This window comes from Actinosynnema sp. NPDC002837, from assembly GCF_040295345.1.
Taxonomy (GTDB): domain Bacteria; phylum Actinomycetota; class Actinomycetes; order Mycobacteriales; family Pseudonocardiaceae; genus Actinosynnema.
This window is the reverse complement of record NZ_JBEOVG010000010.1, coordinates 25,933-38,132: the sequence shown is the minus strand read 5'-3', so window position 1 is coordinate 38,132 and position 12,200 is coordinate 25,933. Positions and strand designations below refer to the sequence as shown.

General features: G+C 74.0%; 10 protein-coding genes. 2 read left to right on the top strand and 8 right to left on the bottom strand.

All coding sequences use genetic code 11. The features are described 5' to 3' along the window. Positions 1 to 6 precede the first annotated feature (6 nt). Positions 7 to 1,080, bottom strand: a complete 1,074-nt coding sequence (locus ABTZ99_RS10025; RefSeq protein ID WP_499610109.1) for an alkene reductase — start codon at positions 1,078 to 1,080, stop codon at positions 7 to 9. Between the two features lie 114 nt (positions 1,081 to 1,194). On the opposite strand from ABTZ99_RS10025, the gene ABTZ99_RS10020 reads away from it, so the two are divergent. After that, positions 1,195 to 1,566, top strand: coding sequence for a MerR family transcriptional regulator (locus tag ABTZ99_RS10020; RefSeq protein WP_498774511.1), 372 nt, complete (start codon positions 1,195 to 1,197; stop codon positions 1,564 to 1,566). Positions 1,567 to 1,570: 4 nt separating this feature from the next. Here the strand turns inward: ABTZ99_RS10020 and ABTZ99_RS10015 are convergent, their stop codons facing one another. Genes ABTZ99_RS10015 through ABTZ99_RS10005 form a run of 3 tightly spaced genes read right to left on the bottom strand, consistent with a single transcriptional unit; the run spans position 1,571 to position 8,561 of the window. Next, positions 1,571 to 5,917, bottom strand: a complete 4,347-nt coding sequence (locus tag ABTZ99_RS10015) for an SbcC/MukB-like Walker B domain-containing protein (RefSeq protein ID WP_499610106.1) — start codon at positions 5,915 to 5,917, stop codon at positions 1,571 to 1,573. Beyond that, entirely contained in the window at positions 5,914 to 7,080 is a 1,167-nt protein-coding gene (locus ABTZ99_RS10010) for a TIGR02678 family protein (RefSeq protein WP_499610104.1), read from the bottom strand. Before ABTZ99_RS10010 ends, ABTZ99_RS10015 begins: the two co-directional genes overlap by 4 nt. Continuing rightward, positions 7,080 to 8,561, bottom strand: coding sequence for a DUF2397 domain-containing protein (locus ABTZ99_RS10005; RefSeq protein ID WP_499610102.1), 1,482 nt, complete (start codon positions 8,559 to 8,561; stop codon positions 7,080 to 7,082). The genes ABTZ99_RS10010 and ABTZ99_RS10005 overlap by 1 nt, the downstream gene beginning before the upstream one ends. A 51-nt stretch (positions 8,562 to 8,612) precedes the next feature. Between ABTZ99_RS10005 and ABTZ99_RS10000 the strand changes: the two genes are divergently transcribed. After that, the gene (locus ABTZ99_RS10000; RefSeq protein WP_498774519.1) at positions 8,613 to 9,581 is read left to right on the top strand and encodes a cobalamin biosynthesis protein; all 969 of its coding nucleotides are present in this window, start codon (positions 8,613 to 8,615) and stop codon (positions 9,579 to 9,581) included. On the opposite strand, the gene ABTZ99_RS09995 is transcribed toward ABTZ99_RS10000, so the two are convergent. From ABTZ99_RS09995 to ABTZ99_RS09980, 4 genes are read right to left on the bottom strand one after another with little or no spacing between them, the layout of a single operon-like run. Continuing rightward, positions 9,523 to 10,326: an SURF1 family cytochrome oxidase biogenesis protein gene (locus ABTZ99_RS09995; protein WP_499610099.1), complete on the bottom strand. Its 804-nt coding sequence runs from the start codon at positions 10,324 to 10,326 to the stop codon at positions 9,523 to 9,525. The two genes, ABTZ99_RS10000 and ABTZ99_RS09995, sit on opposite strands and share 59 nt — an antisense overlap. Before the next feature lie 16 nt (positions 10,327 to 10,342). Next, positions 10,343 to 10,906: a DUF1349 domain-containing protein gene (locus ABTZ99_RS09990; protein WP_499610096.1), complete on the bottom strand. Its 564-nt coding sequence runs from the start codon at positions 10,904 to 10,906 to the stop codon at positions 10,343 to 10,345. A gap of 4 nt (positions 10,907 to 10,910) precedes the next feature. Beyond that, a complete protein-coding gene (locus ABTZ99_RS09985) occupies positions 10,911 to 11,744 on the bottom strand; it encodes a fructosamine kinase family protein (RefSeq protein ID WP_499610094.1) in 834 nt (277 codons plus the stop codon). Beyond that, a complete protein-coding gene (locus tag ABTZ99_RS09980) occupies positions 11,741 to 12,196 on the bottom strand; it encodes a low molecular weight protein-tyrosine-phosphatase (RefSeq protein WP_498774652.1) in 456 nt (151 codons plus the stop codon). Before ABTZ99_RS09980 ends, ABTZ99_RS09985 begins: the two co-directional genes overlap by 4 nt. Between the last annotated feature and the right edge of the window lie 4 nt (positions 12,197 to 12,200).

The window sequence follows — 12,200 nt, the reverse complement described above, 5'->3', positions numbered from 1 at the left end:
CACCGGTCAGGCGGCGTGCTGGTACGCCGGGTACGTGAGGTAACCCGCGTCGCCGCCCTGGTAGTACGTGTCGACGTCGACGGGCGCGATCGGCAGGTTGGCGCGGAGCCGTTCCACCAGGTCGGGGTTGGCGATGAAGGCGCGGCCGAAGCTGATCAGCTCCGCGCCCAGGCCGAGCCAGTGGTCGGCGGCGGCCCGGTCGGCCTGCTTCGGGCCCATCGGGACCACCGGGTTCATGATCAGGGTGCCCGGCCACGCGCGGCGCAGCCCGATCAGCACCTCCTCGTCGGCGGTCGCCTCCAGGTGCACGTAGGCGAGGTCGAAGCGGGCGAGCTCGGCGAGCAGGGCCGCGTACAGCTCCGGCACCTCGGTCTCCTCGACGCCCCAGAACGTGGCCCCGGGCGAGAGCCTGATCGCGGTGCGCTCCGCGCCGACGGCGTCCACCGTGGCCTCGACCGCCTCGACGGCGAACCGGATGCGGTGGGTGATCGGGCCGCCGTAGCGGTCGGTGCGCAGGTTGGCGTTGGACGACAGGAACTGCGAGATCAGGTAGCCGTTCGCGCCGTGCAGCTCGACGCCGTCGAACCCGGCGTCGACGGCGCGCCGCGCGGCCTCGGCGTACGAACGGGCGTGCTCGGGCACCTCGGCGGTCTCCAGGGCGCGGGGCACCGGCGCGGGTTGTGGCCCGTTCGGGGTGAACACGTCGCCCACGGCGGCGACGGCGGACGGTCCGACCGGCTGGAAACCGGTGGTATCGGGGTGCGAGACCCGGCCGCCGTGCATGAGCTGGGCGAAGATGCGTCCGCCGTTGACGTGCACGGCGTCGGTGACGGGCCGCCAGGCGGCCACCTGCTCGTCGGTGTGCAGGCCCGGCGTGCCCGGGTTGGACTGCCCGATCAGGCTGGGCTGCACGCCCTCGGAGACGATCAACCCGGCTGTGGCGCGCTGGGCGTAGTAGGTCGCCATGGACGGGGTCGCGAGACCGCCGGCCGCGGCCCGGACCCGGGTCATCGGCGCCATCACGACCCGGTTGGGCAGGTCCAGACCGCCGAGGCGGTAGCGGTCGAACAGCGTGGTCATGCCGGAACTCCTTCGTACTGGTCGAGGGCCGCGACGGGCCCGACCGGTACGCTAAAACCTGACATCAACGTGAGAGGCAAGTCGTGCGGCCGGTGTCACAGTCGGGAGGGTCGGATGCGGATCGGTGATCTCGCGGCGCGGGCCGGGGTCAGTGTCCGTTCGCTGCGGTACTACGAGGAGCAGGGACTGCTCAGCAGCACGCGCAGCGCGGGCGGGCAGCGGCAGTACACGGAGGCCGACGTCGAGCGGGTCGCCTTCGTCCAGCGCCTGTACGCGGCCGGGCTGTCCAGCCGCACGATCATCGAGCTGCTGCCGTGCGTCGACTCGCCCAGCGACGAGAACTCCGACGCCGCGATGGAGCGCATGGCCGACGAACGCGACCGGCTCTCCGCGCACATCGACGAGCTCCTGCGCACCCGTGACGCGCTCGACGCCCTGATGGCCGCGGCCCAGGCCTACCGCGACGCCCGTCGGGTCCCCGCCTGACGTCCTAGGGGTCGACCCGGTCGAGCGCCGCGCCGTCCCACGTGGTCTGCGTGCACGCCACGCCGCGCCCGTTCTTGGGGCGCAGCACGTCGTAGATGTGCATGCGCGGGATCTTGTCGGACACGCCCCAGCCGCTGGGCCAGGTGATCACCCAGTCCATGTCGAGGTCGACGAGCAGGCCGAGCATGCGTGCGATCGTCGGGTCGTCGAGCCGCTCGAACGCCTCGTCCAGCAGCACCAGCCGCAACGGCGAGAACTCGCCGCTCACCGCGTCGTAGAACGACGCCGCCGCGGCGAACAGCGTCACGTACGAGATGAGCCGCGTCTCGCCGGACGACAGCTGCCGCAGCCTGCGTTCCCGCGGGTTGCCGTCCGGGCCGGTGTCGGCGACCGTGACGGTGAACTGGTGCCACGTCCGGTAGTCCAGGGCGCGGGACAGGATCTCGGCGTAGTTGCCGGTGTGCGCGTCGCGTTCGGCCTCGATGCGTTCGGTGAACACGCGGCGCAGCGTGGCGTCCTGCTCGGGATCGCGTTCCGCGTAGGGGAGGCGGACCAGCGCCAACGCGTCGCGCGTCTCCTCCTCCAGCGCCGACGACGGCTTCCACGCCAGCTTCACGTGCACGCCCTGGCTGGAGCGGGCCTTGCCGAGCACCTCGTTCATCCGCTTGCACAGGTCCTCGGCGACGGCGATCTGCCCGCGCAGCCACTCGGCCAGGTCGCGGATCAGGTAGTCGGCGAAGATGTTCTGGTACTGCTCGTCGAGGAAACCGCGCTGTTCGGCCAGTTTCGCGGTCACCTGCCGGGCGGCGACGGCGACCGGGCGGGCGCCCTCCTCGCCGGTGACGGTGACGGTGAGCAGGCCGACGTGCTGCTCGGCGGCGATGTCGTGGCTGCCGGCCAGCGACGTCTGGAGCGCCTGGAGCTTGGTGATCACCGTGGCCTCGCCCGCGCCGCGCCGGTCGGACGCCGCCAGGGCCGTGCGGACCGACGTGACGTCGTCCGGGGTGTCGGGCAGTGCGGCGACGAGGATGCCGGGCGCCTGCACGGTGGCCTTGAAGTGCTCGGTCGCGCGGGTCAGGGCGTCGCGGGCGGTGGCGAGCTGTTCGGCCGACGTCTCCAGTTGGGCGTTCAGCTTCGCGGCCTGCTCGCGTGCCGACGTGACTTGTTCGCGCACGCTCTTGAGCTCGTCGCGCATCTCGCGCCGTGAACGCTCCAAAGTGGACAGTTGGTGCGCGATTTCCCTTGCTTCGCCGCCGATCGCGTCGGTCAGCTCGGCCAACGTGGACGCCTGCGACGCGTAGTCGACGCACCGCGCCTCCGCGTCCGCCTCCGCCGCGGCCCGATCGTCGACGGCCGCGTGGTACCGGTGCGCCGCGTCGGTCAGGTCGGCCACCGTGCCGCGGCACTGGCGGCGCAGGACGTCGCCCAACCGGTCGGCCGTGCGCTGCGCCTCGGCCGCCGCCTGCTGGGCTTGGTGCAGGCCGTCGGTGGTGGCGGGCAGGCCCGCGTCGCCGGCCTGGCGCACGACTTCGGCGGCGGCGGCTTCGCCACGCGCCTGGGCGGTGGCGAGTTCGTCGCGCAGCTCCTCCGCGCGGCGGGCGGCGCGGTCGGCGGATTCCTGGGCGGCCTGGAGGCGGCCGTGGCGGGCGACCAGCTCGCGGTCGGCCGGGAAGCGGTCGAGGTGGGCCTCCCACTGCTCGACCAGGCCGTGCGCGGCGGCCAGGTCGGCTTCCGCCACGCCGAGATCGGCGCGCAGGGTGGCCAGCTCGTCCTCGAGTTCCGCGATCCGGCGCTGGCGGGCGGCTTCGCGGGCGCCCGCGCCGATGAACTCCGCCGCGTCCTTGTGCCACGCGCCGGTCAGCACGCCCGCCTGCCAGCGGCCGTCCGGGGACACCGCGAACGCGGCGCCGGCCGGGGCCAGGGTCCGCAGGGACACCGAGGCGAGCAGCTCCGCCACCACCGCGGCCGGGACCGGTGAGGCCGGCTCGACGGCCGGGATCAGCACCGTGGCCAGGGACGGGCCGTCGACCGGGGTGCCGGGGACGGCCAGCACGTCCGGTGCGGGTGCGGGTGCGGCCGGGGTGGCGGTGGGGTCTGCGGCAGGTGCGGTGGGTGCGGGGTCGGTCGGGGCGGCGGTCGCGTCGGGTTCGGCTGCGGGCTGGGGTGCGAGGTGGGCGGTGGCTGCGGGGTGGGTCGGGTTGGTGAGGTGGGCCGAGGCGGTGGGGTGGGCCGGGTCGGGGAGGTCGGCTGGGTCGGGGAGGTCGGCTGGGGTGGTGGGGGCGGCTGGGTCGGGGCGGTCGGGGGTGGTTTCGGCGGGTCCGCTGGTTTTCAACCGAGTGGTGGTAACAGTGTTTCCGTACATGTTCGGGGCAGGTTCACCCGTTTGTGTTACCCAGGCGTCCAGGAGGCCGGACGCTTCCAGGGCTGCTTCCAGGCCCGCTCGGGAGCGGTCGTCGATGGTGGGGTGGAAGTCGACCAGGCGGTAGAAGGGGGCGCCGGTGGTCTGGTCCCGGTCGGACGCGGTGAAGCGGCCTCGGGTCGGGGTTTGGGCCGTTCCGGAACGCAGGCGCGACAGTTCGGCGTCCCGGCCGTTGATCGACGTGACCAGGTCGGCCCGGCGTCCGGCGGACCGGTGCGCGTCGTCCCTGGCGGCGGTGACCAGGGGACCCACCCACTCGCGGGCGGTGGTGGTCAGGGTGCGGGCGGTGGCCGGGTCGACGGAGGTCGGCAGTGGGAGGGGTGAGTCCGGGTGGCAGGTGGCCAGGGGGCCGGAGGTGCGCCACGACTCGACGTCGGCCAACCACCCCTGGGCGACCTCGGCCAGTTCCTGCGCCTCCTGGTTGCGCAACGCCGCCGCCTCGGTCGCCGCGTGCTGCGCGTCCCGCGCCGTCTGCCGCAGCGCCTCCACCTTCCGCTGCGCCGCATCCAGCTCGGCCGCCCGCGCCGCCAGCGCCAACGCCAGCGCACCGCGCTGCCGCGCCGCCGAAGCGATCTCCGACGTCCGCGCCGCCACCTCCGCCAACGTCCCCTCGTCGACGGACGCCGAAGGCGGCACGCGGCGTTCGATCGGCAGCGGCTCGGCTTCCGGGTCCGGCTTGGCTCGCACCGACTCCGTGCGCACGACCGCGTCCGAACTCGACACCCGCGGCACGTCCGGCACGGTGTCCGCGGGGAGACCGGCCACGCGCAGGTGGTGGCGCAGCGGCTCGACCAGCTCCTGAGCCGAACCCAGGTCCTCGGCCAACCGCCGCAGCAGCCGCAGCACGCCGTCGACCGCGCCGTCCTCCTGCACCCGCTGCTTGTTCGCCATGTCCAGCGCCGCCACCGCCGACGAACGCTTCTCCGCCACCAGCTTCTCGCGCGTCTGCAAGTCCTGGAGGTCGCGGAACGCCGGCAGCTCCTTCAGCGCGCCGATGGTCTCCTCGGCCTGCTGCTCACCGGCCTCCAACGACGCCACCGAGTGCTCCGCCGCCGCACGCGCCGCCAGCGCCTCCTCCAACGACGCCGCCAGCCGGGCCGACGCGCGCTCCAGCTTCCGCACCCCGTCCTCGGCGCCGCCCAACCGCTCCGCCGCCGCGCGCAGCCCGCCGAACGCGTAGTCCGAGTAGGTCTTCAAGAACGTGCCCAGCGCCGCGTCCGCCGACGACAGCCGCGTGATGTTCTCCCGGATCGACTCCAGGTCGTCGAACGACGTCGCCAGCTGCTCGACCATCGCCTGGTCCAGCGGCGGCAGCGCGTCGGACAGGATCTGCTCCAGCTGCCCTTCCAGCACCTTCAACCCGACGTCCGGGTTGCGCAGCGTCCGCTGCAGGTGCAGCAGGTCGCCGTACCGGGGCGCGGGCACGCCGTACACGGTCTCGGCCACGCGCGCCCGGAAAGCCGCCTCCTCCAGCACGCAGTCCGCGCCGATCAGGTCGCGCAACTGCGCCGGTCCCAGCGGCGTGCGGTCCGCGCCGACCAACGTCAGCCCGTGTCCCACCCGCGACGAGGTGATGAACCGCCACGAGTCGGTGATCGCCTGCGAGGTCTTGGACGCCTTCACGCCCAACCCGCAGGTCAGGTACTCCCCGGCACCGCGCGTCAGCTCGACCCACGCGTACCCGATCCGGTTCGGCCCGCCGTCGTAGTCGTCCAGCATGAGCCGCCGCAGCGACACCGTGTCGAAGCCCTTGGAGCCGACCTGCCGCAGGTCGCCGTCCAGGCACAGCGGCAGCAGCAGCTCCAGCGTGCGCGACTTGCCGGACCCGTTGGTGCCCTGGAAGATCGCGCGCCCACCCGAGAAGTCGAACGTCTGCTCGGTGTACTGCCAGATGTTGACGATGCCGCCCCTGTGCAGCCGCCACCTGTTCACGCGGTCTCCTCATCGAACAACGACCAGCTGGGCACGTCCGGCACGACCACCGGCTCCACTTCACGTTCGGGGTCGCCGTCGGGCGAGGGCAGCCACCGGTGCGCGGCGGCGTTGAGCAGCCACCCGTCCTCCGAGGCGACCGCCAACCCCATGCGGCGCAACAGCTCCAGCACCTCGTCGACCAGGCGGTCCAGGTCTTCGGTGAACTGCTTGGACCACGCGGTCGGGTAGTCCTCCACCAGCCGCGAGCACACCGACCGCAGCTCGCCCCGGTCCACGGCGTGCCGCCCGTCGGAGCGCGGTTCGCCCTCCAGCAGCTCCGGCAGCGCCAGCAACGCGATCCGCGCCACCGTGGACGTGCCGGGGAAGTACAGGTCGGTCAGGTAGTCCTCGGGATCGGCCGCGAGCACGCCCTCGACCCGGCACTCGGTGCGCAGGCCGAAGCACGTCTCCAGCACCGCGGACTCCTTGCGCTGGTTGCGCCGCAACCACTCCGCCTGCTCCGGCGGCAGGTCCGCGTACAGCACCACGGGGTTCTCCACCAGCTTGCGCCGCACCGCGTGCTCGACGCCGCGCGGACCGGGCCGGGCCGCCAGCTCCACCAGCCGGGACGGCGACGACGCCTCCGCGACCGGGCCGGTCAGCAGCTGCCCGAGCAGGTCGGTGTCGATGGTGATCAACGCCTCGGCCTGCACGTCCACCGTGCCCTCGGTCTCGTGCAGCACGCCGAGCGACACCAGGTGCCGCAACGCCGCCGTCAGCGCCCGCCGGTCCGCCACGTCGTCCACCACGGTCAGCCCGGCCTCCACCGCCGCCGCACGGATGTCCGCCACCAGCCGCGACAGCAGCGCCTGCCGCCCGATCCCGGTCAGCACCGCCATGGTCAGCGCCACGTACGCGTACCCGCGCGGCGACATGCCGAGCACGCCGCGCGAGTCGTCGGCGCCCGGACCCGCCTTGTAGAGCCGCGCGAACCGCCGTTCCACCACGAGCCGGTAGCCCAGCTGCCGGGCGAACAGGTCCTGCAACGCCGCCCGGTGCCGGTAGACCAGCGTCAACAGCTCGCCGTCCGGCCCGTCGGCGCGCAGCAGCGGTCGCCGCAGCAGGGTGCGGGCGCAGCGCACCACGTTCGCCGCGTCGATCTCGGAGAGGTCGTCGAACATCAGTCGAGCACCAACGTCGAGTCGTGCAGCGTCAACGTGCCCGCCGCCGAACGGATCCGCGTGGAACGCCCGGCGGCGTGCGAGACGGTCACGCGCAGCCCGCGCACCGGGTCCGTCGCCGAACCCGAGTCGGCCGCGGTGTCGCGCTGCGCCATCGCCAGGGTCAGCAGCTCGCACAGCACCTCGAGCGCCTCACCGGACAACGTCGTGGACGACAGCCGGGGAGCCGCCGCCGCCAGCTCGGCCACGGACGCCGCCCGCCGCTCGTCGGCCTCCCGCGCCTCGGCCAGCAGCGACTGCTCGGTCATCGGGTCGTCCAGGATCCGCGACGTCCGCCCGCGCGCGCCTCGATCGCCGCGGCTGCGCACGCTCACCTGCACGTCGACCACCGGCCCGTCGCGCCACGGCGTGCGCTCGTTGTCCCGGTCGTGCTCGGGCGCCGGCGACACGTGCCGCGCCGCGTACAGCCCGAACGCCGCCGCGTACAGCTCGTGCGCCTGCTCACGCGTGCCCGAGTCGAACCACCCGGCCAGCTTCAGCAGCTCGGCCCGCCGGCTCGGCAGCAGCCCGCCGCCGGACGTCGCCCGCTTCACGCTCGCCAGCAGCGACCCGATCGCGCGCGCCGTGGCCTCCCGCAACGCCGTCACCTGGCTCGGCCGCCCCGGCCGGTCCACGAACCAGTCGGTCAGGTCCTGCCAGTCCTCCGCGGACCGCCCGCGGGCCCGTTCGACCTGGTCGCCGAGGTCGGCGCGGCCCAGCAGGCGCAGCAGCTCGGACCGCGCGGAGGTGACCCGGGCCAGGGCGTCCGCGATGGCCGGCGTGTGCCGCAGCACGTCCTCCACGACCATCTGGATGTACTCGACCAGCAGGTTGCGGAACCCGGAGATCTCCTCCGGCGCGAGGTGGTGCCGCGTCACGACCTGACCCAGGTAGGCGTAGAAGTCGCGCACGGTCGCGGCCAGCTCGGCGTGCTGGAGGAACAGCGTGGTGACCTGCTCGGCGAGCACCTCGCGCGAGCGGGGCGCGCCGCTGATCAACGCCTCCGACAGCGACTGCCCGAGCCGGTCCAGGCCGCGTTCCACGGCCGGCAGCAGCTCCCGCGACACCTCCCGCGCGCCCTCGGGCACGCGCAGCAGCTCGTCCACGTCGCGCTGCACCCGGACCGCGAGCTTGCTGACCTGGTAGCGGACGCTGCCGTGCTGGAACTCGGCGATGCTGGAGGCCACCACCTCGCGCCTGCCCTGCACCAGGTTGCCCCACTCGACCAGCTGCCGGAGCCGGTTGATCACGTTCTCGATGCGCGACTCGCCCGCCTCGACCCGGCCCTCCCGCTCGGCGCCCGCCAACGCGCCCGCGACCTCGCCCGCCGACAGGTCGGCCAGCAGCGTGGACGTGAACAACCGCATGATCGCCAGGTACGTGCGCTGGTGATCACGGGCGTCCAGGTACGCGTAGAGCTTGAGGCGGCCGGCTGGTTCCACGGTGCGCCACCCTAATGCGGCGGTCCGACACGTGCGGGCTACCGTGCCCGTGTGAGTCTGGGGCGCGCGGTGGGGTTGGTGCTGGGCGTGGCCGCTGACGCGGTGTTCGGCGACCCCGAGAGGTATCACCCGGTAGCGGGATTCGGTCGGGCGGCGGCGGCGCTGGAGCGCAAGCTGTACCGCGACCACCGGGCGGGCGGGGTGGCGCACACGGCGGTGCTCGTCGGCGGCACGGTCCTCGCCGGCCTCGCGGTCGAGCGGCTCGGCAGGCGCAGCCAGGTCTTCGAGGCCCTGAGCACGGCCGCCGCCACCTGGATCGTGCTCGGCGGGTCGTCGTTGGCCGACGAGGGCACCGCGATGGGCCGCGAGCTGGACGGCGGCGACCTCGAAGCGGCGCGCAATCGTTTGCCCAACCTGTGCGGGCGCGAGCCGCGCAAGCTCGACACGATGGGCCTGGCGAAGGCGACCGTCGAGTCCGTGGCGGAGAACACGTCCGACGCCGTGGTGGCCCCGCTGTTCTGGGGCGCGGTCGCGGGCGTGCCCGGCCTGCTCGGCTACCGCGCGGCGAACACGCTCGACGCCATGGTCGGCCACCGCAACGAGCGCTACCGCCGGTTCGGCTGGGCCGCCGCACGGCTGGACGACGTGGCGAACCTGCTGCCCTCCCGGCTGGCCGCGCTGCTCACGGCGGCCGGCGCGCCGGTCGTCGGCGGGTCCGCGGGCGAGGCGTGGCGGACCTGGCGGCGGGATGCGGCGGCGCACCCGAGCCCCAACGCGGGGCAGGTCGAGGCGGCGTTCGCGGGCGCGTTGGAGGTCCGGCTCGGCGGGCGCACGGTGTACGCGCACGGCGCGGAGGACCGGCCGGTGCTCGGGCACGGCCGCAACCCCGACGCGGGTCACGTGACCCGGGCGGTGGAGCTGTCGCGGGTGGTCGGCGCGTCGGCGGCGGCCGTGACCGCGCTCATCGCGCTGGCGCGGCCTCGTCTTCGGCGAGCTGTTCGGCGACGGACTTGCGCCTGACCTTCGCCTTGCCCGGCTCCTCGCCCAGCGCGCCGCCGGGCCGGATCTCGCGGACGGTGAAGTACAGCCAGCCGCCCAGCGCCATCGCGCCGAACGCGATCCACTGCAACGCGTAGGAGAAGAACGGTCCCGCGTCGAGCTTCGGCAGCGGCAGGGACTCCTCGACACCGGGCTGGCCCTCGGTGAGCTGGAAGTAGCCCGGCCGCAGTTCGAGCCCCGCGGCCCGGCCGACCACGGCGGAGTTCACCGAGTACACCTGCCGGTGCGCGTCCTCCTGGAACGCCTCCCGGGTGTCCGACTCGTCCCGGCGGACCAGCGCCACCAGCGTCACGTCACCGGTCGGCACGGGCTTGAGGTCGGGCACCTTGATGCCGTTGACCGGCCGCACGTAACCCCGGTCGACCAGCACCGTCGGCCCGTCGGCCAGCCGGAACGGCGTCAGCACCTCGAACGCCGCCTCACCCTGCACGGTCCGCAGCCGGGCCACCGCCTGCCCCTCGGGCAGGTAGCGGCCGGTCAGCGTCACGCGCCGCCACTCCACCTCGGCGGCGGGCCGGTCGAGCAGCGTGGCGACCGGCACCGGGTCGGTGCGCAGGGACGACGTGACCGCGTTGTTCTGGGCGTCGCGCTCGGTGTCGCGGTCGAACTGCCACGGCGCCAGCAGCGTGAAGCACGCGCCCGCGAACACCCAGACCGCCAGCGTCAACGCCAGCCATCCGGGCTGCAACAGGAACCTCAACCGCACGTGACCACGGTAAGCCCTAGGCCGTTGTGACCTGCACCCGGTCGAAGCGGACGGTGAAGCCAGGGCCCGTCGGCGCCGCGACCATCACCCCGACCAGCACCTCGACCTCGGGCGGGAAGTACGCGAGCCGCAGCAGGGTCGTCGGCTCGGCGTCGCCGACGCCGTAGCGGACGGTCACCGCGTCGCCCTCGCGCACCGCCGCGATCGTCACCCGGTCGACGCGCCCGGCCGGCACCACCGACCAGTCGGAGAAGTCCCTGGTCACGACCGTGCTCACCTGGAACTCGTCGTCCACGAGCTCCACGCCCGCCTTGATCCAGTTGCGGTCGTCGAGCCACAGCGCGACGCCGGCCTGGTCGTACTGGGCGGCGTAGTCCGCGGTGAACGAGGCGGTGACGGTGAAGTCGCCGGTCAGCGGCGCGCCGAGGACGTGGCCGCTGTCGCGGTCGTAGCCGTAGTGGGTGGTTCGCCAGAAGTCGGTCTCCGGGTCGCTGGTGACGGTGAGCCCGTCCCGGTCGCTCCACGTGCGCGGTTCGTTGAGCCAGCGCCAGTCGTCGCGGTCGAACGCCTTGATCCCCATCCGGTCATCCTGGCAGCGATCGCGCGGCCGACAAGGCCTGTTGGGCGTAGCCGCGGCCGAACAGCACGGCGTGCACGAGCACCGGGAACAGCTGGTGCAGCGGCACCCGTTCGCGCCACCCGTCGGCCAGCGGCGCGGCCTCGTCGTAGGCGGCGAGCACGCGGTCCAGGTGGGGGCAGCCGAACAGGGCGAGCATGGCCAGGTCGCTCTCCCGGTGGCCGCCGTGGGCGGCCGGGTCGATCAGCCAGGCGCGGCCGTCGGCGGCCCAGTGCACGTTGCCGTTCCACAGGTCGCCGTGCAGGCGGGCGGGCGGTTCGTCCGGAGCCTCGACCCGCACGCCCTCGATGGTCCGGGCCTCGGCGGCGGTCAACGCGCCCGCGTCCACCGCGAGCCGGGCGTAGCGGGCGATCCGGTGCTCGGCGAACCACTCGGCCCAGTCGTCGGACGGGACGTTGCGCATCGGCGCGAGGCCGATCGACGCCTCGGTCGGCCCGCCGGGCGGCGGCGCCCCGAACGCCGGGGCTCCGGTCGCGTGCAGCGCGGCGAGACGGCGGCCGAACTCCTCGGCGGCCGCGGGCGACGGCAGGCCGCGTGCCACCTGGTCCATCACCAGCCACTGCCCGCCGTGGCCGCGCACCCGCGGCACCGGCGGGCCCTCGGGCTCGGCCAGCCACTCCAGTGAAGCGGCCTCCGCCAGCAGGGCGTCCGGCTCGTCGTGCCGCTTCACGACCACCAGGTCGCCGTCGGCGAGGTCGACCTCCCACACGGTCCCGCCGAGCCGCCGGACCCCGGTGGCCGGCACCCCGGTCAGCTCCGCCGCCGCCTCCGCCGGTGTCACAGGCGTTCGCGCACCCACGTCAGCAGGCCCGGGACCGCGGCCTCCACCATCTCCACCACGCGGTCGAAGCCCGCCTTGTCGCCGTAGTACGGGTCGGGCACGTCCACGCCGTCCGCGTCGGGGTCGAACGAGCGCAGCAGCCGGACCCGCTCCGGGTCGCCGACCAGCCGCCGCAGCGCCCGCGCGTGCCCGCTGTCCAACGCCACCAGCAGGTCCGCGTCGAGGTGGTTGTCGTCGACCTGGGCGGCGCTGTGCTCGGTCGGGTAGCCGTTGTCGGCCAACGACTTCGCCGCCCGGGGGTCGGCCGGGTCGCCGACGTGCCACCCGCCGGTGCCCGCGCTGGTCACCTCCACAAGATCACCCAGGCCGGCCCGGCGCAGGTGCTCGCGGAATATGATCGCGGCCACGGGGGAACGGCAGATGTTGCCGGTGCAGATGAACGAGACGGTCAGCGTC